Source organism: Vibrio sp. zbq_1 (assembly GCF_043102935.1).
In the GTDB taxonomy this organism is placed as follows: Bacteria; Pseudomonadota; Gammaproteobacteria; order Enterobacterales; family Vibrionaceae; genus Vibrio; species Vibrio parahaemolyticus.
The window spans coordinates 18,049-44,217 of sequence record NZ_JBICJH010000004.1; the positions used below are offsets into that span (position 1 = coordinate 18,049).

Below are 26,169 nucleotides of genomic sequence, written 5' to 3' on the forward strand. Positions count from 1 at the left end.
GAATACATATTATGATCACACGTTCGCTTTTACGTTCCATGTTTGCATCTTGCGCTTTATTGGTCGCTAGCACGTCCAGTTTCGCGAGTGACAAAATGAAAATTGGTATCACGCTTCAGCCTTATTTCAGCTATGTGCACGCTGTTGTTGGTGACAAAGCGGAAATCTTGCCGCTGGTGGATGCTGGTTTTAATCCACATAACTACTTACCGCAACCGAATGATCTAAAACGTCTCAATGAAATGGATGTCATCGTGGTGAATGGTATTGGCCATGATGATTTTGCGTTGAAGGTGATCAACGCGTCGCAACGTGATGATCTCGTTGTCATTGAAGCCAACAAAGAAGTTCCGCTATTGCCAGCAATGGGACAATCAGTCGGGCAAGGCGCGGTGAATCCACATACGTTCGTTGGGCTCTCAACAACGATTCAAAAGGTTTATACCATCGCGAGCGAGTTGAGCAAACTCGACCCTGACAATGCCGATTTCTACCGTAAAAACGCGCGTCAATACGCCAAAACTTTTCGCATGATGAAACGTGATGCCATGTTGTCGTTGGGTGAATTGGACACGGCAGGAATGAAGGTTGCGACAACGCACAACGCATACGGCTACATTCTGCAAGAGTTTGGTGTGGATGTTGCTGCAGTGATTGAGCCAGCTCATGGCGTGGAGCCGAGCGCGAGCCAACTGCAAGAGACGATCGAGAAGATCAAACGATCTGGCATTGATGTGTTGTTTTACGAGCTGAATATGCCAAATCGCTTTGTTGATACCATCGAAGAAGCGACAGGAGTTAAGCTCTACCGTTTTTCTCACATGACGCATGGGGAATACGAAGCGGACAAAGTGGAAGTTGAGATGCGCGAAAACGTTGAGACCTTGATTGAAGCGATGAAGTTCGTGGCAAGCAAACATGCACAGGAGAAAGCGTAATGCTTGGTCCTTCTATCTCGATAGATAATTTAAGTCTCCAATACGGTGACAACGTGATATTGCAAAATGTCACGACAACCTTCGAGCCGGGCAAGTGCCATGTGATCATGGGTCCAAATGGTGGAGGAAAAACCTCGTTGTTGCGCTCCGTACTTGGACTTACGCCTTTTACTGGCGACATTTCCGTTCATTGGCCGAATCAGACTCACAATAAGCTTGGCGGAAACGTTGGTTATGTTCCTCAAAAAGCGATGTTTGAAGCCAGCTTACCGCTAACGGTGATGGATTTTGTGTTGCTGAACCAAACACGAATCCCACTATTCTGGCGCAGTAAAACCAAACAAACACAACGTGCGCTGGCGCAATTAGATCGCGTCGGCATGGCCGCTCGCTCAGATCGTCGTATGGGGCAACTTTCTGGTGGTGAGCAACAGCGTGTGTTGTTCGCTCAGGCTTTGTTAGATGACCCAAGCTTGTTGGTGTTGGATGAGCCTACAACAGGGATGGACGAGCAAGGTGTGCGTTACCTTGAAGGGTTGATACATGAAGTTGTCGCGCAGGGCAAAACGGTGTTAGCGGTTCATCATGATGTCACTGCGGTGCGTCGTTTGGATGCAGAAGTGCACGTTGTTAACCGTCAGATTGTGGCGTCCGGACACCACTCGGATGTTCTCAGCCCAGATCGTATTGAAACATTATTTAAGCACTACACAACCAAAGCGGAGGCGGCGTAATGGAGTGGTTACGAGCACTGGCGGTGAGTGGTGTAGACGCTGGATGGTTGAGCGACAGCTTTGCGTACGCTTTTATGGTGAACGCGATGGTCGCTGCGCTGATTTTGGGGCCGCTACTCGGTGGGCTGGGCACATTAGTGATTGCTAAGCGTTTGGCGTTTTTCTCCGAAGCAGTTGGCCACGCAGCACTGACGGGGATCGCTATTGGTGTTTTACTTGGTGAACCGCCAGAAAACCCAATCATAGGGTTGTTTAGCTTCTGCATGATCTTTGCGTTGCTGCTGCACTTCGTGAGAAATCGCACCAATGTACCTTATGACACGTTGGTCGGTGTATTTCTGGCGTTAGCTCTGGCGGTCGGGGCGGCGTTGCTGATGTACGTCGCACGTAAGATCAACATACACATGCTAGAAAACGTACTGTTCGGTTCGATTTTGACGGTGACCGATAGAGACATCACGTTGCTTGCAGTGAGCTGCTTGATCATCCTGCTGCTGCTGATTCCGACATTTAATCGCATTTTGCTCACGTGTATCAGCCCAGATATTGCTCGCGTGCGTGGCTTCAATACCAGCTTTTACGATTACCTATTCGTCATGATGATCACTTTAGTGACGATCGCCGCAGTGAAGATCATTGGTGCCGTGTTAGTGGGTGCGCTGTTATTGATCCCTGGTGCGACAGCTCGGTTGCTCACCAAGCGAATGGGAAGCTTTGTATTGCTTTCTTCTCTGCTTGCGACGGTTGCTTGCTTGGTTGGCACCATATTGCCAATGGAGCTCGACTTACCGGTGCCATCGGGCGCGTCGATCATCATTGTTTCCGCTGCTTTCTTCTTAACTGCAACGGTTTATCGAATTATTCGTAAAGCGTGATAACGCTTTTACCTACCCAACTTAAGTATCTCGACATGAAAATGAAAACTCTTACTTTAGGTTTAGGATTGATGGCGATGAGTACATTGTCATCATTGGCGATGGCCAAAGATATTTTAACCAGTACCCCTGTGACTTACATGCTGTCACAGCAACTGATGAAAGGAACGGGCGTGGAAACCACATATCTGCCTCCCAAACGCTATGGCATTGAACGCATGGCGAATTGGTTCGCCACTAAAGGTGCAAACCAAGTTTCAGAGGCAGGAAAGAGCGCAACCGTGGCTATTACCATGAGAGCCATTTGGGACCAAGACCCGACGTATGTCTACGCACGACAAGGCAACATTCGTTTGATCGAAATTGATGCGTCACAAGCGATTTCCCCTAGAGCTCAAGGCGTTGCGGCCTTAAAGCTGGAAGATGGAGCCACATCTAAATACGTTTGGTTGAACCCCAGTAATTTAATTCGTATGACAGCGATTGTCGGTGACGATCTGCAAAAGTTGTATCCGCAGTTCCAAGAGCAAATCCAAAGTAATCAACAAGCATTAATGCTTAGCGTGCGTGAGTTGATTAACCAACAACAAGCAGTGATATTTGAAAAAGAGATCGATTCAATCGTGTTGATGAGTGAATCACTAGAAGATTTTGCTTCAGGAAACCAACTTTTTGTCGTCAAACGTCAGTTCAAACCGGAGTTAGAATGGAGTGAAAAAGACAAACTATCTTTAAAAGCTCAGTTTGAACAAGATAAAACACTATGGTTGGTGACGGATAAAAAACCATCAAAAATCTTAACTTCTTTGGTATCACCGGATCGCATACTGCAAATTGATAATATTGACCGTTGGGGTAGTAAGGGTATCAAAACTGAGAAGCCACTCGCACGGTGGAAGATGTAACACGTAAAATGCCACAGAAGTAATGATAGGGAATGAAAAGTTCCCTATTTTTTTGTGGCGTAGATCAAGAATTGAGCACAAATAACACCAGTTGCATAAGAAAGTGTTTGTTTCATTTATATTTCATTACTACTTTGTTATCTGTTCGTTGCGAACGATTCAGTTTTATTCTGTTTTGAAACGAACCGGTACAAACAACTATACGGATGTTAACAATGAAAATGAAAACTCTAGCCGTTGCAGTGGCGGCACTAGCATGTGGTTCACAGGCCTTCGCAGCAGAAGTTTATAACAGCGATGGTACATCTTTATCGATTGGCGGTCACGTTTCTGTTGGCGTGGGTGAGTATTTCGAAGATGAAGTGAAAGTTCACCAAGTGTCTCCGCGTATCAACGTGGCGGGTAAAAAGGACATTGGCAACGGTGTTACTGTAGATGCAAAAGGTGAGTGGTCTTTAAACTACCTTAACGGTGGCGATCAGTCGTTCTCAACTCGTTTGGGTTACATCGGCGCAACTCATGAACAACTTGGTCGTCTTGTTGTTGGTACACAATGGTCACCATATTACGATGTTGGTGGCGTTGCGGATTTACCAATCGCATTTGCCAATGATTTCTTGTACGCAGATGGTTATTACGAGCTAGGATCTTCTCGTGCAGAGAAAATGGTTAGCTACCGCAAAGGTTTCCAGTTTGGTGAAGGTTTTGCTTTCAACCTAGGTTTAGGTTGGCAAGGTGAGCAAACTTCAAAGGCAACAACTTACGAGCAACGTGGTCAAATCGCACTTAGCGGTTCTGTAGCGGGCTTCGGTCTAGGCTACACGTACAGTGGCGGTGATGTGAAGAACGCAGCTCTAGGTACTAAAACAGCTGAATCACACCTATTCTCTGTAAATTACGGTGAGTACGGTTCTGGTCTATACGCTGCTGTTGTTTACGGTATGAATGAATACTTCTACGAGATGCTTGAAGACACATCTCAGCTTGAAGGTCTATTGGCGTACGGTGTAAATAACTGGACGTTCAGCGTTAACTACGAAGGCGTAGAAAACGACAAAGACAACAAGACACTTAAGAGCGAAACAGCACTACAAGCTGAGTACTCAGTGACTCCTTCGTTCGTTACTTTCGTTGGTTACCAATTCGACCTAGGTAATGACTACAACAACGAAGAGAACGATTACTGGACTCTAGGCGCTCGTTACTACTTCTAATAAATAGGACAGTTTCTACTGCCTAAACACATTTATTGTGTTAACGCCTACTCGTTGTGAGTAGGCGTTTTTCTTTCCGCTTTGGTGGTGATTTCCCCCTAAGCAGGTGGAATGAGGTTTAGGCTTAAATTGCTTCTCTGCTTCGAGAATGTGTCCAAACAAAAATGCCCGCAGTGTGCGGGCATTTTTATGAGTGGCGTGTATATGCTTATTTTTTATCGAGCAAGTCGAGGAAGAACGCGTACTCCAATGCATCTTCTTTCAAACGTTTGAATCGGCCAGATGCGCCGCCGTGTCCTGCTTCCATATCGGTTTTGAACAACAAGACGTTATCGTCGGTTTTCATTTCACGAAGCTTGGCTACCCACTTCATCGGTTCAAAGTACTGCACTTGAGAGTCGTGTAAGCCTGTTGTCACCAACATGTTCGGGTAGTTTTGCGCTTTGACGTTGTCGTAAGGCGAATAACTCAACATGTAGTCATAGTATGTTTTATTGTTCGGGTTACCCCATTCATCATACTCATTCGTGGTGAGTGGAATCGATTCATCAAGCATCGTTGTAACAACATCGACAAATGGAACATGTGCGCCAATACCGCGATACAGCTCAGGGGCTTGATTAATAATGGCACCCATCAATAAACCGCCCGCGGATCCACCAACGGCGAAGACTTGGTCTTTCGCGCCGTAGCCTTGCTCAACCAAACCTTTAGTCACATCAATAAAGTCGTTGAAGGTATTCTGTTTGGTGAGTTTTTTACCATCTTCATACCAAGGTCGGCCTAGCATTTCAGAACCGCGAATGTGAGCGATTGCAAATACAAAACCACGGTCCAACAGACTTAGTCGTGCAGAGCCGAACGTCGGTTCGATGGTCGCACCGTAAGAGCCGTAACCGTATTGGTAAAGCGGATTTGTACCATCTTTCTTAAACAAGTCCTTACGATACACCAGTGACACAGGGACCTCTTTTCCATCACGTGCTTTGATCATGATGCGCTCTGATTGGTAGTTATCCGCATCAAAGTCACCCAATACAGGTGTCTGCTTCATGATTTCAGATTCGCCCGTTTTCAGATCGAAGTCGTAGTAGGTTCCTGGAGTAGTCAAGCTACTGTAGTAAATGCGAACTTTTTTGTTATCCAGTTCGAAGTTGCCTGTTAAGTATGCCGCGAACGCATCGTCATTAAATGTGAGCGGGAATTCTTTTCCTGTTGAAAGCTGACGCACAGTGACGCTCGCTAGACCGTTAGAGCGCTGCTCATAGACGAGGTGGTCATCGAATAGCTCGAAGTCAACAAGTTGAGTATTGTCGTCTGCGGCAATCACATCTTGCCATTTAGAACGATCGTGCATCTCCTCTTGCTTAACTTTCATCAAACGGAAGTTGACGGCTTGATAGTTGGTATAAATGTAATACCAATTGTCTAGCTTGGAAATGCTGTATTCAATGCCATCTTCACGAGGGTAGAACGGTTCCGCCTTCGCTTTAGGATTGTTCGCATCGATGATGGAGACGCCGCTGGTCTCTGTACTCGAATGCCAAATGTAAACCTCGTCACCATCTTTGCTTTTGCTTAGTGAGGTGTAATAGGCGCTGTCGGTTTCTTCAAAAATCAGCTCATCGCTGCTTTGTGGTGTGCCTAATACGTGACGATAAACTTGATAGCCTAGCAAGGTTTGTGGATCTTTTTTGATGTAATAGAACGCGTTGTTGTCGTTCTGCCATGCGACAGCGCTTGACGCCCCTTCAATTTCATCTTGTAAGTAATTACCTGTGGTCAGATCTTTAATCTTAATGGTGTAAACACGGCGGCTTAATGTATCTTCGCCATACGCCAATAAGTTTTCATTCGGGCTGACGTACAGGCCACCAATACTGAAAAATTCATGTTCTTTCGCAAGTTCATTGACATCTAAGATGACTTGTTTGTCTTTACCAGCAAAATCTTTCGCTCGAAGATGAACTTCGTATTCGTTATCTCCGGTAACTTCACTTGAGTAGAAGTAGTTTCCTTTACGCACAGGAACGGAGTTGTCGTCTTTTGCTATGCGACCTTTAATTTCTTCAAATAGCTCATTTTGAAGAGTTTCAGTGTGCTTGAGAACGGTTTCCGCATACTGATTTTCTTGCTCTAGGTGCTGCAAAATTTCTGGATCTTTACGCTCGTCGTCACGCATCCAGTAGTAGTTATCAACGCGAGTATCACCATGATTGGTCATCGCGTGAGGGATTTTTTTTGCAACCGGGGCTTGAGTTTGCTGAGCAACGATCTGTGATTGGGAATATTGAGTCATGGTTGGAGTTCCTTGATTGCTGCATCCGGCGATAAGCGCGACCGATACGGCCAACGTAGTTAAAGTGAAACGCATCTGTTTATCCTTATATTTTATACCTAAGTTGCCTCATCCTGAGGGTATGGACTTTGGTTTCATTGAGAGTTTTCAGGCTGGTCACGCTTTTGTTTTAGAGAGCAGAAATGTGGTTCGAGAAGTGAATACTCTCACCATTTCTGAACGGCTCATTGTTGTGACCTGTTGGCTTGAAAACGCATTGTGTAAGCAACTGTTATTTTTAACAAATATCACTTCTAAAGTTAAATCATTCTCATCAATAAATAGACGGAGTGTGATATGAAAAAAGGGACACACTATTTCGTGCGTCCCTTTTCAATGCGTTGGTCAGATTGAAATGTCGGTTAAATGACTTGTGGCATTTCGTTTGAGTGATCGTGCGCTCTGTGTACCCACAATAGACCAAGCATCGCGACAATTGACATTGCCATCATCAAAACACCAAGCGGCATTTGGTTATGCGCTGGGAATAGCGATGCAAGCAAGGTTGCAATACCGGCGCCCAAGTTCTGCATACCACCCAGAGTCGCACCAGCTGTCCCCGCGTGGTAAGGGAACGGAGCAATTGCGCCTGTTGTTGCCGCAGGGAACAGAATGCCCGCACCTAGGAAATAAATAGTTGCGCCACCAATTAACGTCAGTGCAGTTGTTACGCCAAACAAGCCTGGGATTAATACGACGGCTGAACCGATAAAGATCGACACCAAGCCAACATTTAACGCACGACGCTCAGAGCGACGCTGCGCGATATAGCTAGACAAACCTGCTCCCACTAAGTAGCCCGGGATCGGCAAGATAAACAGCAAACTTACGGTAGTGGCTGGTAATGCCAATACACCACCTAGTAATACCCCAGCTGCTGCTTCGAACACACCTACGCCAGCAAACGTCGCAACTAGGCAGATTAAAAAGCCTTGGAAGCGGCGGTCAGACAAAACGTGCTTGTAGCTTTTTGCCACTGGTTCGAACTTGCGTTTCTCTTTTGGCAGAGTCTCCATCATGCTGGTCATCATGGTAATCACCACCGCGATGCCGAACAGGGCTAGAAATAGGTAGCTAGAGCGCCAACCAAATGCTTCTGTTAGGTAGCCGCCAAGTACTGGTGCCATTAGTGGTGAGAAAATCACGCACATGCTGATCAAGCTGTTTGCTCGATGCAGCTCAGCACCTTCAAAGCAGTCGCGAGTTAGAGTTCGTGACATCGCGCCGCCACAACCGATCCCCAAACCTTGAATGAAGCTACCAGCCAAGAACCACTCAAATTGGTGTGCAAATAGCGCCACCAAAGTACCTAGGATGTAGATAAGTAGACCGACGATGATGATCGGTTTACGACCTAAGCGGTCTGATAGCGTGCCGTACGCAAATTGAGACAAGCCATATGGGATCAGGTAACAAGCCATCACTGCTTGAAGTGATGACGCAGATACCAAAAACTCACCCGCCATATGACCGATTGAAGGCACGTACATTGTCTGGGTCATTTGACCCACGGCAGTCAATATTGCGATTAAAAAGGTAAGTTTCGCTAATGGAAACGAGGCAGACATTTGCGTATCTCTCCAAAAAATTTAAGACGTAAAAACCCTTAGCTCTCCAAGTCGAAGTGCCAATTTATTGCTGGTGTTACGGGGTTATTTGCGCGAGATATTAGTGCTTGCCTATACAATTAGCAATCTAAAAGTGTGAACTTGAGCAAGATAAAAATCTATGATTTGGATTAGAAAAACTAATCTTTATTTTGTGGGGGTAAACGCATGATGCCATTCTCTCTATTCAGGGGAGGTTTCTATGTCGATTCGACATATGGTTATTGCTAGATCATTGGTTCTACTTATAAAAACAGTAGATGAGAAAGTACCAATCTTTAGTGTGGGAAAAAGCGATTTTAGGTGAGGAAAAGGCTTAACAAGCCGCGATAAAGAAAAAGGGAGCCGAAGCTCCCTTAGAAATGATTATGTCTATTCGCGGCCAGATGCGTATGCGTAAAGCATTTCTAGCGCAATGGTTGCTCCCGCTAGTGCGGTAACATCACTGTGGTCGTATGGAGGCGATACTTCTACAACATCCATACCCACGATATTCATGCCGGCTAAGCCACGAATAATTTTCAGCGCTTTGTCTGAGTTCAAACCACCACAAACTGGTGTACCTGTTCCCGGTGCAAAGGCTGGATCCAAGCAGTCAATGTCAAAAGTAACATACACTGGCTTGTCTGCGACGGTGCGACGAATCTCTTCTAAGATCTCGTTCACCGACATGTCATTCGCTTGCATCGCATTAATCACATTGAAGCCGTGATCTTGCTGTTTGTACTCAGTACGAATACCGATTTGTACTGAGTTCTTCGCTGAGATCAAACCTTCTTTTGGCGCATGGTAGAACATCGTACCGTGGTCGTATGAACTGCCATTTGCGTAGGTATCCGTATGAGCGTCAAAGTGAATCAAAGCCATTTGACCATGATGCTTTGCGTAAGCACGTAGGATAGGCAGTGTGATGAAGTGGTCACCGCCCAATCCCAACATGGTTTTGCCGCTTTTTAGAATTTCACTGGTTGCCGCCTCTAGACGGTAAGTGAAATCTTCCGCATCACCGCAATCGAACACAAGGTCGCCCGCATCGATCACTTTCAGTTTATCCAATACGTTGAAGTCCCAAGGGAACTTCTTACCTTCCCATGCCAAGTTGACTGAGGCACGGCGAATTGCATCTGGACCCATGCGTGCGCCTGGACGACCAGATGTAGCCATGTCCAGAGGAACCCCTAGCACCACAACGTCTGCGTCTGCCGATACCGGATTACGAATATACGGTAGACGTAAAAACGACATAGAGTTGGAGTAAAGCGAATAATCGGTTTTAGTAAACAAATCATTCATATCAGAAGTCCTCTAAATAGGTGTATCCCGCTAGACCTTGTTCTAGTTCTGCTAGGATTTGTGCTTGTTCATTGGCTTCAACTCGTTGGGAAACCAATTGTTTGTAATTGTCACGAATCGCATCCACGTCGATATGAACGTAGCGCATCATGTCTTCTACACTATCACCTTCATTGATGTAACTGATCTCAAATTGACCGTGTTCATCAACATTGACTACTGCACTGTGGGTATCACCAAATAGGTTGTGCATATCACCAAGGATTTCTTGGTATGCGCCTACTAGGAAAAAGCCCATTAGGTACGGTTTGTCTTTGCTCCAAGCTGGTACAGGTAGCGTGCTCTCGATGCCTTGACCATCAACGTAGTGATCGATCGCGCCATCAGAGTCACATGTGATGTCCAACATCACAGCACGACGCTCTTCCGCATCGCCAAGACCAGAAAGTGGCAGAACAGGGAACACCTGATCAATACCCCAAGCATCTGGTAGAGATTGGAAGAGAGAAAAGTTCACGAAGAACTTATCTGCAAGACGTTCGCTCAACTCGTCCAGAATCGGACGGTGGAAGCGATTCTTAGTGCTCATCTTGCGGCTTAGTTCGAAGTAAATACGCAGTGACAGTTGTTCTGCCCACGCACGTTGCTCCAAGTTAAGCACGCCAGTTGCGAATTGAGAGTGTACCTCTGCCAAATCACTTTGGGTATCGTTGTAGATCTCAATTAACGCACGAGCGTCTGTACCATCTTGTAAGTTTTCCCAGTTTCGCCACATGTTTTGTAGCAAAAGTGGTGCATCTACGCCCAGTTCATGCACTTCTTCCGGTTGGTATGTTTCGGTACCAATTACGTTCGAAATCAATACAGCGTGGTGCGCTGTCAGTGAACGTCCGGATTCAGAAATGATCACTGGCATTGGTTGTTCGTATTGCTGACACACATCGCCCACTGTGTTGACGATATTACGCGCGTACTCTGCAAGGCCGTAGTTCATCGAGTTCGATGATTGGCTGCGTGTGCCGTCGTAGTCGACTGCCAAACCGCCGCCAACATCGAAGTATTCGATGTTTGCACCCAGTGCGCGTAGTTCGCAGTAGAAACGAGCAGATTCGTTCACACCATTACGTACGTCACGGATGTTTGCCATCTGTGAGCCAAGGTGGAAGTGAACCAATTGCATCGCATCTAGGCTGCCTTCGCGTTTCAGACGTTCAATAACGCTGAGTACTTGCGATGCAGACAAACCAAACTTCGATTTTTCACCGCCACTTGCTTGCCATTTCCCTGCACCTTGAGAGGCGAGGCGAATGCGCAAACCAAGGCGCGGTTTTACGCCCAAGCTTTTCGCTTCTTCTAGCACCAGATCCAGCTCAGAAAGCTTCTCTAGTACGATGAATACTTTGTGGCCTAGCTTTTCACCGATCAGTGCAAGACGCACATACTCACGGTCTTTGTAGCCGTTACACACGATCACGGAGCTGCCTTGTTGAGCCAATGCAAGTACTGCCAACAATTCTGGCTTGCTACCCGCTTCAAGACCAAGCTGTTTGGTTTCTAGTTGAGCTTGGCTAGCTAGAATTTCATCCACCACTTCACGTTGTTGGTTTACTTTAATTGGGTACACCAACAGGTATTTGTTTGGATATTGGTATTCTTCAATTGCTTGGTTGAAAGCGTGGCAAATTCCATGCACACGTTGGTGCACGATTTGCGGGAAGCGCACTAATACAGGCAGATTTAACTGCTGCGCTTCTAGCTCATTTACAATGGCACTGAAAGGGATTTGATGTGCACGATCACTACGAGGTGATACGTAAACCTCGCCTTGGTCATCAATACCGTAGAAACCTTGGCTCCAGTAGTGAACGTTGTAGTCCGCGCGGATGCGGTCTAATTTAGTTGCTTTTTCCAACTCGATTCTCACAAAAATGTACTTAAGTCCTTAATTAGAAGGAAAAGTACAAAAAAGCAAATCATGAGGTATTAACCTCATACCCTGACACGAACTCCGTGTGCGCGCATTAACGGATAAAAGTGCCTCTGAGTCTAATGATTAAAATCTATCATCTCGATTATGATTTGTTGTCGTCGTTGGGTGTGAACATTTGTTTACCGGAGCGTCGATTCTGCTGTTATAGTTGGTCTGACCAGCAAGGAAGCGGTCATGAAAAATCTCATTCAAATAAGGACATATTTTGCAGCTGCACAGAATTCAGGGATACATTCAGACCATGTATCTCGCCGAATATCCCGATAAATTAATGTTGCTTGATGGTGCAAGTCGAGCAGACATTCCTCACCTTAAAGATTTTATTGAACATCAACTCCATCGCCCTTTTTCTGACCTAAAGTTGGTCGTTGTGACTCATATGCATCCAGACCACGCTGGTGGCGCGCACAAGCTGCGTGATTTGACTGGATGCAAAGTGTTAGCCGCAAAGCGAGAAAGCCAGTGGTATGACGGTGTAGATGGTTGGTTAATGCATTTAACCGATTTGATGTTGGCGCGCTGGATGGCGAACCGGATGCGTAAACCAAAGCGAAACCTGTGGTATTCGCGCAAGCTAAAGCCCGATATCGAACTCATCGATGGTGAGTGTATTCCGGGGTTTGATGATTGGCAGGTACTAGAAACGCAAGGACATACCGATAGAGATCTGTCGGTTTATCATTCTGAACAAGATGTATTGTATGTGGCGGATTTGATGGTGCAGGTTAAGAAGCATCTTATTGCGCCGTTTCCCATATTTCATCCAAACCAATATCGCCAATCATTAAAGCGCGTGTTTGAAATGAATTCGCAATGTTTGCTTTTGGCACATGGGGGAGAGGTGACTTTTGATGAGAAAGCGTATCAGCACATTCTGCATACTGCGCCGACTAAGCCGATGACCCATTGGCGAGTGACAAAAGTTAAAGCGAGGGGATTGTTGTTTGCGCTATTTCGTAGGAAGTAGACGAAGGCAAAGCCAGACGAGTGATGCTCAACAAAAACGTTCGATCACTCATCTGAAGCTACGGGGTTAAGACGCCAATAAGTGAGATTGGCTAGGGTCTACCAGCACTTTGTCTGCCATACCCTGACGACCTAACAACATCATGTAAGTCATTTTTTCACGGTTAGTCAGCGTAATGTCGATTGGCCATTCTTGGTCGCCCAAGCGCAGCATCGTGGTGATGACGCAGCGGTGCTCAAAAGTACCGTTCGAAGACTTAACCTTGCGGTTTGCCTTTAGCTTCGCTGTGCAGCGAACCACTTGTTCTAAGTGATAAACATCCGGGTGTAGATCGAATGCAACGTAAGACTGACCATCTTTTTCAAAGCAATCAATGTTATCTACATGCAATGAAGATGTTTGTGCGCCCGTATCAATACGCGCTTCAAGGTGAGTAATCCCTAACTCTGGCAAGCAAATAGCTTCGGCATTCCCAATGATCATTTTCTGATTCATAGTGTCATCCTAGCGACGAGTAACAAGAGAGCCGGATTTTGGCTCTCTTGTGCGTTAAACAAAAATCAACCTTTACCGCGAGTACGGTTTGAATTTGGCTTAGCGTTTTTCTCGATAAAATCGAAGATCATACCAGCAACGTCTTTACCTGTTGCTAGTTCGATGCCTTCTAGGCCAGGTGAAGAGTTCACTTCCATCACCACTGGACCATTTTTAGATTGAAGGATATCCACACCACAAAGGTTCAAGCCCATCACTTTCGCTGCATTTACAGCGGTTGCGCGTTCTTCTTTGCTTAAGCGTACGAGTTGCGCAGAACCACCACGGTGAAGGTTCGAACGGAATTCGCCTTCTTTTGCTTGGCGCTTCATTGCAGCAATAACTTTGTTACCGACAACAAAACAGCGGATGTCCGCGCCTTTTGCTTCTTCGATAAACTCTTGCACCATGATGTTTGCTTTCAAACCCATGAATGCTTCGATCACACTTTCTGCCGCTTTATTTGTTTCAGCAAGTACAACACCGATGCCTTGAGTACCTTCTAGCAATTTAATGACTAGAGGTGCGCCACCAACGTTTTTGATCACGTCCTGAATGTTGTCAGGGTGGTGAGCAAAGCCCGTGCGCGGCAAACCGATGCCTTTACGTGATAGCAATTGCAATGAACGCAATTTGTCACGAGAGCGGCTGATCGCTACAGATTCGTTGACACAAAATGTGCCCATCATTTCAAACTGACGCACAACAGCAGTGCCGTAGAAAGTAATGGATGCACCGATACGTGGAATAACAGCATCGTATTGCGGCAATTCTTCACCCTTATAGCGGATCATAGGGTTGTTGCTCGTAATGTCCATATAACAGTGTAGAGTGTCGATAACATCGATTTGATGCCCACGCTCTTCACCCGCCTGTTTTAGGCGCATGGTTGAATATAAATTCTCATTACGAGAGAGAATAGCAATACGCATGGCAATTCCTTAGTAAGTCAGTACCAAATTAAAATATAAGTATAGAGTATAGAATGTAGTAGGCAGGTGATCATGGTATGACATAACCTACTTACTTCAACGATTTAGAAGTGTGGTTGAACAACCACGTCGTCAGAGGTGCGCACCTTAGGTTTTTTTGTTACAAGTTTAAAACGAAAAAAAGCATTCGTTACGACAAAAATTATTTGTCGATTTATCGCGCCTTACAGTGATTGTGTGTCAATAGTTTAGCGAAGAAAACCAGTGAAAAAATCATGGGCATTGAGTTTGAAATTCGCGCAAAAACGCCCGGATTTACTTGCGCAAGGCCATGCATATTGGCGTTGTTGGAACAAAAATCACAGCAGAAAAGATTTTTTAGCCGCTATAAATTTTACGAAACTTATACAAAAGGTGGTCTTAACCAATGCACCCCCACTTTCTTTACGAAAGACGCTTATTTCCCAATGATGCCTGATAACACCTCTTTTATCGTGGTATAGCGCAGCGGTAATGTGCGCCCCCGTTTTTTGACTAAATACAAATCTTCATAAACGGTTTGTTTTAGCTGCGCGACGTGCAATTCTTCTCTATTTGGAAAGCTTTCTACTGCACTTTGAGGCAACACCGTAAATCCCAATCCTTTGCTAACTGGCAATAATATTTGGCTTAATTGATTGACGAAGCCCGAAAGCGGCATGTCACTCATTTTTATCTCTTTTAATTGTGGCTCTGCACATTGGTCAAAAAACAACGTCATATAGTGCTCGGCATCGGGATGGCCAATAACACCGCATTTTTGCAAGATCTCAGGCGTTAAGGGCTCTGCTTTATATGCGTGGGGAAGGATCAAGCACAGCGCTTCTCGACCGATTCGTTCGCTTTGGAAGAGGCTTTTGTTTGGAGCGTCAGTCACGATGCCGATATCAATGCGGCCTTCAGAGATACCATTAAGAATAGATTGGTTTGGCGCGGCTTCTAAGTGGATGGACAAACTAGGATGTTGCGTTTGTTGCTCTAATAGAGGGCCGTAAAGCATGAGGGCCAACGCACCGGAACAAGCGAGTTTACAATGGCCAGAATAGGCATCATCAAAGCTGAGTTCTTCTAGTAAGCTTTTTTCGCGCTCCTCTAGCTCCAGCGCATAGGCGTAAACCATACGACCTTGTTCGGTGAGCTCGAAACTTTTGTTCTCACGTTTGATCAAGGCATGCTGACAACTTTGCTCTAACTTCTTGATGTGTTGGCTAACACCGGGTTGAGTCATGTAGAGCTTTTCTGCGGTTTGCGTAAAGTGGCCGACTTCGACCAGAGTCTTAAACGTGTGTAACCAAACGGGATTAAGCATAGTGCGTGATGTGCTGTGAGCTTGCTAAGAGACGTTGAGAAAATAATAGCATGGCACTGCCCGAAATAAATTGGCTGAAGTGAATTGGGGTGGTTCGCGAATGGTAAATAGCAAACAAAATAAAACCCCGCCTGGTTTCCCAGACGGGGCTTATTCTCTTTCGCAGCAATCCAGCTACTAATAGGTGCTCCCTGCATCTATCCTTGATTGTGGCTAAGTCCTTTAACCGAGTTCCTTGTTCATCGCCTTCCTAGCGGTGTCCATTCTTGCCTATCATCCTGACGGGCGAACTCTATCCTAGAGCTTAACTACATCCTTGCTGATAACTCATCCTAAGCTACCAAATCTTCATCCTGAAGATACCTAGTCCATTAGGCTTTTTTCCTGTTCCCGCCAACATCCTGTCGACACAATCAGTATTGATGTTTTGCTGATTACTCTCAATCAGCTAGGTAAAAAAACTTTGGCAGCGAATATTATGAAAAATACTATAAGTTTTAATTTTCAATTGGTTATATACATTTTCTGATTTTATCTTAGTCAAAAATGGTCGTTTTGCTTACATCGCTTGTGAGAGATCTCGCACAAGGTGTCGAGCAAATATCCGAATTGGCGTCGTTTTTATCCTGTTTAAGAATTTGCTCAAGATCACAACTCGATTTGTAACCATAAAATTTGGCGATGGTGTTAGGTGGGATTTCCATTTCTCTGATAGCGAATTTTGCCCATTCATCGCGTGTCTTGTGCAAGATTTGGCGTAGCTTGATAGTGAAGTGGCTCATAAAAGCTTCCTTAGTTAGCTTGTCTTTACAAGGCAAGAATAAGGAGAGGGACAACACCAAGTTGATAGTATGCCGTTTAATATCAATACTATTTCGGCGTGATGAAGATTATGTCGGCAATACTGATATTATTTGAGCGTGAAACAATACTATCTTGTGGAGTAGCCAATGGCGCACATCGAAAAAGTACCGCAGAGACCAGGTTTTTCTTGGCGCTATCGTCGCATTGATGAGGTAGAGAAAGAGTACGACCTCCATTTTCACGATGATGTGTTTGAGTTGGTCATCCATCGACACTTCACTGGCAGTTTGCATATTGGTCATCACGAATTAGAAGTGACTCACAACCAAATGCTATTGATCGCGCCTGGTGTGCCTCATTCAATTCACTCCACATTGGTCGAAAGCAAGTGCGAGACTCATGTGATTTGGTTTAAGCGTGAGTGGATTGCCAATTTGATGTTCTATTGCGCAGAGCTTAGAAAGCTTGACCCGCTTTTAAAGGCGGCCAATAAAGGTGTGGTGTTTTCTGAACGGACAGCTCAGCACGTTGTGGATCTTCTGCATGAGCTCATGACGTTTCCTGCAATGGAGCAACTATCGAGATTTCTCCATGTTTTGTCTCTGATTGCTCACGATGAAGGAGCAAAAACACTGATGACTCACTCGTACTTATCGATGAGTGAACACGAGCAACAGGAAAGAGAGCGCGTGGCAAGTGTTAACGCGTATCTCGAACAACACTTTGCAACTAAGGTGACGCTCGCAGACTTGGCGAACTACTTATCGCTGAGTGAAAGTGCGGTCACAAGATTGTTTCAAAAGCACTTTAAAGAGCCGTTTAGCCAACGTCTAATGAAATTGCGGATCAATCATGCCGCAGATTTGCTGCAATCTACGTCGTTGCCGATTGGGATTGTGTTTGAGCGAGTCGGATATCGTAATCAAGCCCTGTTTAATCGCCACTTCAAAACGTACAAAGGACTAACACCACGCGACTACCGCCAGCATTATCAGCAGCGAATTCAGCCTTAATGGGAATGGTATGCAACTGCTAGTAAGAACGTGAAAAGAGTTACTCGACGGAAAGTGATGTGCAATTGGTATATTACTTGCAAAGTTTTTCAGGAACCATTATTAAGATTCAATGACAGTTAATTTAGGGAACTTGATTGCCATTTTTCTGTCATATCTCGTGAGTAATTTGACCGTGTCAGGAAGGTAATAATCGGTTTTAGGTGTCAAAAATGGCTGCAATAGAACCGTTTTTATCATTATGTTGTGAAATGAGTCACGGTTAAATAATTGGTTCCCTTATAGATTGAAGGGGATAAAAAACCTTAGACAATAAGCTCATAAAGAGCGTTACTTATAGAAGATGAGGGAGATTACTATGAAAAAAATGAGAAGAGCTCAGCTACATCGTGTTCGCATCCAGTACTGGAAAGATACGAAAGAAGCAACAGCTAAGAAATCATAGTTAACCATACTCGAAGTCCTTGAGCTGGCAATAGAATTCAAACGTTCTCTACGCATTGCCAGCTCCAAACACCACCAACACTTCAAATCTAATTTTAAATTCAGTTTCATCACCCATAAAAAAAGCCAGTCCGAAGACCAGCTTTCTCTAACGTATTTGCTTGCCTGCTATTACAGGTAGTTTGCGTCAAGCAAGTCGCCAGCTTTCGCGCTTTTCACTTCTGGACGAGCTTCTAACCAAGCAACGACTTGTGCTTTTTGCTCTTCTGTCGCGCTACCGTAACGTTCTGTAGAACATAGGAAGCCTTCAAATAGCTCCAGACCGCCGCCGCCAAAGCATAGACCTAGAGTATCAATGTAGTCGATAAAGTCATCAACGAATGCATCGTAACGGTCGAAGTCGTTGATGTCTGTTTCACAGCTGATTTCGAAACCTAGGATTGCGAACTCACCTAAGAACAGCTTTTTACGGATACGACGGTTCTTGTTATCGATTTTGTCTAATTTCATGATTCTCTCTCGTAGATGATTTGAGTACGTACACCTTATACCTTCTATCAGACTTTAGCCCAAGAAAAATCAGAATGAAGCGATACAGTTGGCGATTATGTAATCAAACCTAAGGGTAGGTTGGCGTTGTGCACGATTTTTGAGCTCTGGAGTGTTGCATTGCTCGCTGTGGGAAGTGAGAGAGGAGGAATATATGAAGAGTCGATAGGGATACGGAGTTGCCGTGTCTCGTTTATTGAGTGATCACATCATTGAAATACAAGTTTCATATAGATTGAGCATTTCTGTCATTTTTCTTCTCCAAACTTCTTGCCGTTCAACAATTTATTCACTAACTATAAGATCGGGAAAGTAAAAATGAGCAAGGAAACCTTCGACGCAACGCGTTATAACCAAAGCGATAACAAGCCTTTTGAAGAAGTACTAGAAGCGAGTCTATCTCGTCGTAGCATCTTAAAAGGTGGCCTTGGTATCAGCGCAATGACTGCGTTTGGTGCTTTTGGATTGGCAGGCTGTAACTCTTCGAGCTCTGGCACGTCGGCAAGTAACGGTTCTGGCGTTTCGAAAGCGGTACTTAACTTTGACTCAATTCCTGGCTCGTTGACTGATGCCGTTTCTATTCCACAGGGTTATACCGCTCAGGTACTGGTACCTTGGGGTACACCGCTGAATGCTCAAGGCAGCGCGTGGAAAAATGATGGCAGCAATACCAGCTCAGACCAACTTAACGCGTTGGGCATGCACCATGATGGCATGCACTTTTTCCCATTAAATGACAGTACGACCGACGGCCTGCTTTGCATCAACCATGAATACATTGATACATCAGCACTGCATCCAAACGGTCCAACAGTTGCGAATGGCGTTCGCACTATAGTTGATGAAGTTCGCAAAGAGATTAACGCTCACGGCGTTTCCGTTGTTCGTATTCAGCTAGAAGACAATATGTGGAAATTGGTGGATACCGATCCGCTTAACCGCCGATACACTGGTGCGACAGTGATGGATTTATCTGGCCCAGTCGCTCACACGGCGCTTACTGTGACGCGTTTTTCGCCTGATGGCAGCCAAGCTCGTGGTACGTTAAACAACTGTGGCAACGGCTATACGCCGTGGGGTACTTACCTCACGTGTGAAGAGAACTGGCCTGGCTACTTCGTTAATGCGGGGACTCGTACAGAAGAACAAGATCGTATTGGTGTGGATGATAAGAGCACGCGTTACTTGTGGGAAACATTGGCAGGTAACTCAGAAGAGCGTTTAGATGAGTTTACGCGTTTTAATGTTGCACCAACAGGCACCAGCTCTGCAGACGATTACCGTAACGAAGCGAACGGCCATGGCTACATTGTAGAAATTGACCCATATACCCAAAACTCTCGTGCGAAAAAGCGTACCGCGCTTGGTCGTTTCCGCCACGAAGGTTGTGCTTTCGGTAAGCTAGAAGCAGGCAAACCCGTAGTATTTTACTCAGGTCATGATTCTCGTTTTGAATACCTTTACAAGTTCGAGTCTGCAGCGGCTTGGGATCCTGCTGATGCAAATCCTGCGAATCGCTTGGCGACGGGCGACAAGTACATGGACGAAGGCACACTTTACGTTGCGCGTTTCAATGAAGACAGCACAGGTACTTGGTTGCCACTAACGCTTGATAGTGTGACGACATCTGGTGGCACGCTTGCTGATCATTTTAACTCGTTAGCGGAAATTATCATTAATACGGCTGGCGCGGCTGACCTTGTTGGCGCAACGCCAATGGATCGTCCTGAATGGTGTTCGGTTGACCCGTTCACAGGCTCTGTATACCTCACGCTAACCAATAACACGCGCCGCACAGACGAAACGAATCCAGCAAATCCGCGCTTAAACAACAAGTTTGGTCACGTTATTCGTTGGGATGAAGGCACTTCTGCGACAGACTTTACTTGGGATATCTTTGTTTTTGGTTCGCCTGCAAATGGTGATGCAGACATAAACCGTTCTGGCTTGAATGAGTTTAACCAGTTTGCAAGTCCAGATGGCTTGGCATTTGATGGTCGCGGTATTCTTTGGATTCAAACTGATAACGGCGCAGATGAAGTCACGTCTTACACCAACGACCAAATGCTGGCGGTTGTACCATCTAAACTCACGAATGAAAATGGCGATCAAGCAGTGATCGGTGCAGACAACCAAGCAGAGCTGAAACGCTTCTTTGTTGGTCCAAACGGTTGTGAAGTGACAGGCTTTACCATTAGCCCAGATTACAAATCGCTATTTGTAAACATTCAACACCCTGGTAACTGGCCATACAGTGATGATGCCGCGCAAGAAACTCCGGCTGGAACTACAGTTCGTCCTCGTGCTGCAACTGTTGTGATTCGTCGTGAAGATGGTGGCGAAATAGCGGTTTAATCTCATCGTGTATTAAGACCTTAAAACTCAAGCCCTGCAATTGCAGGGCTTGATGTTTAGGCTTGTGTTTCGCTGTCATTCACATATGTGCGTTAGCGTTTTAACGAACCACCTGCGGTACGAATCACATCCTGATACCAGTAGAAGCTCTTTTTGCGTTTACGTTCTAAAGTGCCTTGTCCATCATCGTGACGATCAACGTAGATATATCCGTAACGCTTGCTCATTTCTGCCGTTGAGTTGGCTACTAAATCAATCGGCCCCCAACTGGTGAAACCCATTAATTCCACGCCATCAAGAATGGCTTCGTGCGCTTGCACTAGGTGATCGTTGAGGTAGGCTATGCGGTAGTCATCTTGAATTTCGCCATTTTCGTCAAATTCATCTCTCGCTCCCAAACCATTTTCCACGATAAAGAGCGGCTTTTGGTAGCGATCGTGCAAGAAGTTCAGCAAAATACGCAGACCTTTGGGATCGATCAACCAGCCCCATTGGCTCTTTTCCAAATATGGATTTGGCACGCTCTCAACAATATTGCCGACTTCCTTCTGTTTCGGATCTGCGCTCGCACAGCCACTGGCGTAGTAGCTAAAGGAGATAAAGTCGACACTGGCCGAGGCGATGTCTTCTAAATCGCCGTCTTGCATCTGAATTTCGATGCCATTTTCACGGAAGTAGCGCTTCATATAGCCAGGGTACTGACCACGAGTTTGCACGTCACCGAAGAACAACCACTTGTTGTTTTCATGCATGGCGGCTAACACATCATCAGGGTTACAAGTGTATGGGTAGTTCATGGCACCCAGTAACATGTTGCCGATTTTGCCATTCGGTACAATTTCCTGGCACAGCTTCACTGCTTTAGCATTCGCCACCAATTGATGGTGAATCGCTTGGTAAATCTGTTGCTCTGTTGCGTCTTCTGGCAAACCAACCCCAGTAAATGGTGCATGCAGAGACATGTTGATTTCGTTGAAGGTAAGCCACAGTTTGACCTTATCTTTGTAGCGTTCTAACACGGTTTTAGCGTAACGCTCGAAAAACTCGATCACTCGACGATCGCCCCAACCACCATAATTCTCAACCAAGGCGTAAGGCATCTCGTAATGAGAAAGCGTCACAAATGGTTGCATGTCGTGTTTGGCTAGCTCATCAAAAATTTTGTCGTAAAACGCCAGTCCTTCTTCGTTTGGCTCCAGTTCATCGCCATTAGGAAAAATACGACTCCAAGCGATGGACAAGCGCAGGCAGGTGAATCCCATCTCTTTAAATAGAGCAATATCTTCTGGATAGCGATTGTAGAAATCGATCGCAAGATCTTTGATACCTGGTGTTCGTTCTTCACGCGTTTGATGCGGGCTCAGAATGCCGTTTGGCAACATATCTGATGTTGATAAACCTTTACCCCCAAGGTTGTATGCCCCCTCTACTTGGTTTGCAGCAATGGCACCACCCCAAAGGAAATTATCTGGAAACTTAATCATGTTTCTCACTCTTTTATCGTTAGAAAATTGCAGTTACTTGGATTTTTCTTTGCTTGAGAATAGTGCAGGTCACATCACGATTCTTGTAGCCAGATCGACTTTCTGAAGGGCGATTTGTTCGGTTTTAGAAAAGACGCCAACCGAAGCTAATCTGGTTGGCGTAACTATTCAGGTGGTGAATCAGAAAGTGAAGGCTAAGTTCGCCGCTGCTCCGAATTGATTATCGCCTGCGTAAGAACCTGCTAGGTCAAGGCTAACAACATCAAATGGGCTGATCCCAATACCACCAGTGACGGAGTTATCTAGGTTATTCTCCAGATCTATTTCATAGCCTGCGCGAAGTTGTGCCCATCCCCACGCGTCGCCTTCGATACCGATGCGCACAAATTGAGTGTCATCATCAAGTTCTTTAAAGCGCTTTTGCGTGGTTAGATCGGCGTCTAAGCTCAGTGCTACGTAGTTACTCACGTAGCCAATCCCAACGGTTGCTTGAGGAGTGAGTTCGTAGGTATAACTACCGAGTTTGGTTTTAATGTCTTGCTTGAAGACATCCTTAACGGACAAACCTGCACGAAAGGCTTCGTGATACCAAGCGATGCCAACATCCATATTGAAGGCGTTTTTTGAGACTTCGCTTTTGTCGTAATCTTCAATATCAAAGTCATCAAGCGTTGTACGTTGGGTGTAAGTTTTGAGTTGTTGATATTTAGGTGTGAGGCCAAAGGCGACGGTTTGTCCGCCAAGAGTATAGGTTCTTGATAGAGAGACGCCATATTCTGCGCTGCCAAATGCCGCCAAATTAACCGCCGAATTTAGGTATCGCTCAGCGGTGTTGGTGGCGTCAGAAATATCAGGTGCTGCAAGAATCTCCACATAGCCAGCGCTAAAAAGGTTCATTGACATAAAACGTGTTGGTATCGCGATGGCAAAGGTTAATCCACCGTTGATAACGATCGGCATACTGCTATCTAACTGATCTAACAGTCGATTCATTGCAGCTTCGTCTGCGGGAGTGGGTAGCCCCTGAATGCTGTCATACAAATCTTGTACATCATCGACGGTCGAAAGAGCGTCATCTTCATCGTGAATATTGACGCCAAAGGCGGGGATCAGTAGACCAATATTATCATTTTCTCGATAAAGTGCACCAAGCGCAGGATTGTGAAGTGGAGCAGTTAAATAATCTGCCGATACCACTCCAGTATTTCCCATACCGTGACTGCGAGCATCGGCTGCATAAGGCGCAGCAAAGGAAGGAAGTGACAACAAAGTAAGGGCACTTGTCACTGCTAAAGTTGTTTTTCTCATAACGCGTCCATTCTTACTTGAAGTAAATACTTGTAATAAGTTAACGGTTGGATGCCAAAGCGGATGTCGACAACCAACAATTCCATTGATGAATGGCAGGGTGGTTATTCATCATGTTAAGCGTAGGTTAAGCAATCTGCTTTATAAAGCTGAGGACGAGTTATTGGTTTGCACGAATAAAGATAAAGGCAAGTGGTTTCTTATGTGGCTCAATCAATCGTATTGGCGAGCTGAAATCGCAAGAGGAACGACATACCGGAACCAGGATTGCGTTGTGCTGTGACTTGCCCATTCATGTCTCGCATGTTGTTCGCGGTGATTGACAGTCCTAAACCCAAGCCCTCACCGATTTTTTTGCTGGTTTGAAATGGCTCGAAAATGGTGTCGAGTTGTTCTAGTGCCACGCCACAACCGTTGTCACTGACCACCACTTCAACGTGGCTGTTAGTTGGTGTTACAACGATTGAAAGTTGGGGCTTATCCCTAGATTGCATGGCATCAAGCGCATTGGATATCAGGTTGCCAAGCACTTGTTGTAAGCGTTGTTCTTCCCCATGAATCTGCGGCAGATCGCTAGGTATTCGAACGCGAACATCCACATTCGCCAGCTGAGATTGATAGACACGCAGCGTCTCTTCCAACGCGCTGGTTAACGACAGCGCTTGTAGCTTTTCAGGTTTGTTGTACGCGAACGTTTTGAGCTGGCTCGTCATGCTTGCCATGCGGTCAATCAGCTTTTGCACGAGCACATTATTGGCTTTCATCATGGCGGTTTCGCCGCGTTCTGCCAATAACTCGTTGGTGGTGAGAAGGGTGCGCAATCCGGTAAGAGGTTGATTCAACTCGTGGGTAATCGCGCTCGACATGCGGCCCAACGCCGCCATCTTGCTCGATTCAATCAATTGCTCCTGAGCTTGACGTAGCGCTTGCGTGCGCTCTTCTACCCGCTGCGCTAGCTCTTGGTTGACGAGTTGTAGCGATTGTTCAGCCTTTTTGCGTTTACTGATATCGATGAGAGTGGCAAGAAAATACAGATCTCCGTGCCAAGGAAAAGTCGTTAATGAGAACAGCACCGGGAAAACGCTCCCATCACTTCGCCTTGCCATCGTTTCAACGGCACTGATTTCTGCAAGCTCCTTATGTTTTGGTAGATCTCTGAGCAGTGTGAGCGTGGTTGAGTTGGGATTACCTGCATCAAACAACTCCCAAGCAAAAGTTTGACGATTGACATTTTCTGGCAAGCAAAACAGCCGCTTAGCCATTGGATTGAGATCGAATAGCTGTCCTTGCTCATTGATCAACAGCAACCCAACGTGAGTTTTGTTGATCATCTGCTTAAGTCGCCTTTGGGATTCCTCCAGTAGAGCCTGAATACGCTGCTGGTTCTGGTTTTTCTGGTGCCGTTGCAAACCGATAATGGCCAACAAAATGATCAATAACAGCAACGCAGCGACACTCCAACCAATGACATTAATGGCTTGTTGAACTGGCTTGGTCGGGATGAGATAACTGACATACCAATTGAGGTCATCCAATTTAACGGTATGGGCAAAATAGCGTTGTTGATCCAGCGTCCAAAAATGGATCACGGTGTTGTCGTAGAGCTTTTGTGTTTCCTCATCTACTGCATGGTTTGGCTCATTGAACCAGTCCGCGTTGTAAGTGGTGCTGCTCGACAGGAAGAAACGCTGATGGCGGTTTTGCAGTGTAATAATGTCTTGGCTGGTGATGGTTTGTTCCGTCAGAAGGCTCAAGTTAATTTGTACGACGACAATACCCGCGATGTTAAGGCCATCAAAAATCGGTGCCGATAAATAATACAGAGGGCTCGAACCTTTGGTTTTATTTACCAGAGAGACTCCTTCGCCTTGGCGATGAATCTGTTCAACAATGGCACGTCGATCTGAACGGCTAAATCGTTCATCGATGAGGCTGGAAACCAACACTTCACCAGAGGTGGAGAGGATCAACCAACCTTCGGTATTCGCGGCTTTGTCGAGTTGGGTTAACTGGGCTTGCAGCGGTTCATAGTAAGTCAAATTGCCTTTCACAAACGCAATAGTTTCGGGATTGTTGGTGACTAAATAAGGCAGGTGATAAAAGCGTTTCAGTGCTCGGCGGACTTCGCCGATGTAATCCAGTAGTTTTTGTTGCGCTTCGGTTTGCGTTTGTGCGCTGAGCAATTGGTGGGCGATTTCACGACTAGCACTGTAAGAAAATAGCACCATCGCGCTTGCAAAAATCACAAGCAACCATGTTTTCCCTTTTCCGCTGAGCGTCATACCGACTCCATCCAAGTACTCGTTTTCTTAAGATAAGTTATTGATTTTCAGTTCTGCTTCGTCCTGATTGATGACCCAATCCACATGCAGGTTTGCCGATTTAGATTTTTCCTGTGCGGTTCACAGTGATTACTTATCCAGATTGAGACAGAGTGCGCCTAACTGATTGGATGTTAAAGAGTTGTAATTAAGAAGTGAGATCTAGCTCCTTTTCTCCCTCTTGGTTTTTGCTACCGTTACGAAAGACGTTTTAAA

At 45.6% G+C, this 26,169-nt stretch carries 20 protein-coding genes; 8 read left to right on the forward strand and 12 right to left on the reverse strand.

Going from position 1 to position 26,169, the window contains the following annotated elements:
• The first annotated feature begins 11 nt into the window (after window positions 1-11).
• The 5 genes from ACF8CV_RS00515 to ACF8CV_RS00535 all read left to right on the forward strand — a co-directional run bounded on the left by ACF8CV_RS00515 (window position 12) and on the right by ACF8CV_RS00535 (window position 4,666).
• Window positions 12-938, forward strand: coding sequence for a metal ABC transporter substrate-binding protein (locus tag ACF8CV_RS00515; protein ID WP_025524676.1), 927 nt, complete (start codon window positions 12-14; stop codon window positions 936-938).
• Complete coding sequence (locus ACF8CV_RS00520) at window positions 938-1,672, forward strand: metal ABC transporter ATP-binding protein (RefSeq protein WP_083147930.1); 735 nt, start codon at window positions 938-940, stop codon at window positions 1,670-1,672. Before ACF8CV_RS00515 ends, ACF8CV_RS00520 begins: the two co-directional genes overlap by 1 nt.
• Entirely contained in the window at window positions 1,672-2,547 is an 876-nt protein-coding gene (locus ACF8CV_RS00525; protein ID WP_005479618.1) for a metal ABC transporter permease, read from the forward strand. Before ACF8CV_RS00520 ends, ACF8CV_RS00525 begins: the two co-directional genes overlap by 1 nt.
• A gap of 35 nt (window positions 2,548-2,582) precedes the next feature.
• On the forward strand, window positions 2,583-3,452 hold the full coding sequence (locus tag ACF8CV_RS00530; protein ID WP_077281559.1) for an ABC transporter substrate-binding protein: 870 nt from the start codon (window positions 2,583-2,585) through the stop codon (window positions 3,450-3,452).
• A gap of 215 nt (window positions 3,453-3,667) precedes the next feature.
• Entirely contained in the window at window positions 3,668-4,666 is a 999-nt protein-coding gene (locus ACF8CV_RS00535; RefSeq protein WP_021450330.1) for a porin, read from the forward strand.
• A gap of 208 nt (window positions 4,667-4,874) precedes the next feature.
• On the opposite strand, the gene ACF8CV_RS00540 is transcribed toward ACF8CV_RS00535, so the two are convergent.
• The 4 genes from ACF8CV_RS00540 to speA form a co-directional block, all read right to left on the reverse strand.
• The gene (locus ACF8CV_RS00540) at window positions 4,875-7,040 is read right to left on the reverse strand and encodes a S9 family peptidase (RefSeq protein ID WP_077281557.1); all 2,166 of its coding nucleotides are present in this window, start codon (window positions 7,038-7,040) and stop codon (window positions 4,875-4,877) included.
• Between the two features lie 326 nt (window positions 7,041-7,366).
• Window positions 7,367-8,572 (reverse strand): multidrug efflux MFS transporter EmrD, encoded by a 1,206-nt coding sequence (gene emrD, locus ACF8CV_RS00545; protein ID WP_005459347.1) that lies wholly within the window; start codon window positions 8,570-8,572, stop codon window positions 7,367-7,369.
• Between the two features lie 411 nt (window positions 8,573-8,983).
• On the reverse strand, window positions 8,984-9,904 hold the full coding sequence (speB, locus tag ACF8CV_RS00550; protein ID WP_005393578.1) for an agmatinase: 921 nt from the start codon (window positions 9,902-9,904) through the stop codon (window positions 8,984-8,986).
• A gap of 1 nt (window position 9,905) precedes the next feature.
• Window positions 9,906-11,816, reverse strand: coding sequence for an arginine decarboxylase (gene speA / locus ACF8CV_RS00555; RefSeq protein ID WP_021451067.1), 1,911 nt, complete (start codon window positions 11,814-11,816; stop codon window positions 9,906-9,908).
• Between the two features lie 319 nt (window positions 11,817-12,135).
• Between speA and ACF8CV_RS00560 the strand changes: the two genes are divergently transcribed.
• The gene (locus tag ACF8CV_RS00560) at window positions 12,136-12,861 is read left to right on the forward strand and encodes an MBL fold metallo-hydrolase (protein ID WP_031856282.1); all 726 of its coding nucleotides are present in this window, start codon (window positions 12,136-12,138) and stop codon (window positions 12,859-12,861) included.
• A gap of 66 nt (window positions 12,862-12,927) precedes the next feature.
• On the opposite strand, the gene ACF8CV_RS00565 is transcribed toward ACF8CV_RS00560, so the two are convergent.
• The 4 genes from ACF8CV_RS00565 to ACF8CV_RS00580 form a co-directional block, all read right to left on the reverse strand.
• Complete coding sequence (locus tag ACF8CV_RS00565) at window positions 12,928-13,356, reverse strand: RimK/LysX family protein (protein WP_005459284.1); 429 nt, start codon at window positions 13,354-13,356, stop codon at window positions 12,928-12,930.
• 65 nt (window positions 13,357-13,421) lie between these two features.
• The gene (rimK, locus tag ACF8CV_RS00570; RefSeq protein WP_005459235.1) at window positions 13,422-14,327 is read right to left on the reverse strand and encodes a 30S ribosomal protein S6--L-glutamate ligase; all 906 of its coding nucleotides are present in this window, start codon (window positions 14,325-14,327) and stop codon (window positions 13,422-13,424) included.
• Between the two features lie 457 nt (window positions 14,328-14,784).
• A complete protein-coding gene (locus ACF8CV_RS00575; protein ID WP_005484243.1) occupies window positions 14,785-15,675 on the reverse strand; it encodes a LysR family transcriptional regulator in 891 nt (296 codons plus the stop codon).
• Between the two features lie 536 nt (window positions 15,676-16,211).
• Window positions 16,212-16,457: a hypothetical protein gene (locus ACF8CV_RS00580; RefSeq protein WP_005459280.1), complete on the reverse strand. Its 246-nt coding sequence runs from the start codon at window positions 16,455-16,457 to the stop codon at window positions 16,212-16,214.
• A 168-nt stretch (window positions 16,458-16,625) separates the two neighbouring features.
• Here ACF8CV_RS00580 and ACF8CV_RS00585 point away from each other — a divergent pair, with 168 nt between their 5' ends.
• On the forward strand, window positions 16,626-17,492 hold the full coding sequence (locus ACF8CV_RS00585; RefSeq protein WP_024701579.1) for a helix-turn-helix domain-containing protein: 867 nt from the start codon (window positions 16,626-16,628) through the stop codon (window positions 17,490-17,492).
• 615 nt (window positions 17,493-18,107) lie between these two features.
• Here the strand turns inward: ACF8CV_RS00585 and ACF8CV_RS00590 are convergent.
• Window positions 18,108-18,446 (reverse strand): YggL family protein, encoded by a 339-nt coding sequence (locus tag ACF8CV_RS00590; protein ID WP_005459294.1) that lies wholly within the window; start codon window positions 18,444-18,446, stop codon window positions 18,108-18,110.
• 357 nt (window positions 18,447-18,803) lie between these two features.
• Here ACF8CV_RS00590 and ACF8CV_RS00595 point away from each other — a divergent pair, with 357 nt between their 5' ends.
• Complete coding sequence (locus ACF8CV_RS00595; protein WP_138938223.1) at window positions 18,804-20,840, forward strand: PhoX family phosphatase; 2,037 nt, start codon at window positions 18,804-18,806, stop codon at window positions 20,838-20,840.
• A 92-nt stretch (window positions 20,841-20,932) separates the two neighbouring features.
• Here the strand turns inward: ACF8CV_RS00595 and ACF8CV_RS00600 are convergent, their stop codons facing one another.
• From ACF8CV_RS00600 to ACF8CV_RS00610, 3 genes are all read right to left on the reverse strand, one after another.
• Window positions 20,933-22,324, reverse strand: a complete 1,392-nt coding sequence (locus ACF8CV_RS00600; RefSeq protein ID WP_005497878.1) for a glycoside hydrolase family 1 protein — start codon at window positions 22,322-22,324, stop codon at window positions 20,933-20,935.
• A 180-nt stretch (window positions 22,325-22,504) separates the two neighbouring features.
• Entirely contained in the window at window positions 22,505-23,632 is a 1,128-nt protein-coding gene (locus ACF8CV_RS00605) for a conjugal transfer protein TraF (RefSeq protein ID WP_138938222.1), read from the reverse strand.
• 209 nt (window positions 23,633-23,841) lie between these two features.
• The gene (locus ACF8CV_RS00610; RefSeq protein ID WP_138938221.1) at window positions 23,842-25,914 is read right to left on the reverse strand and encodes a sensor histidine kinase; all 2,073 of its coding nucleotides are present in this window, start codon (window positions 25,912-25,914) and stop codon (window positions 23,842-23,844) included.
• Window positions 25,915-26,169 lie beyond the last annotated feature (255 nt).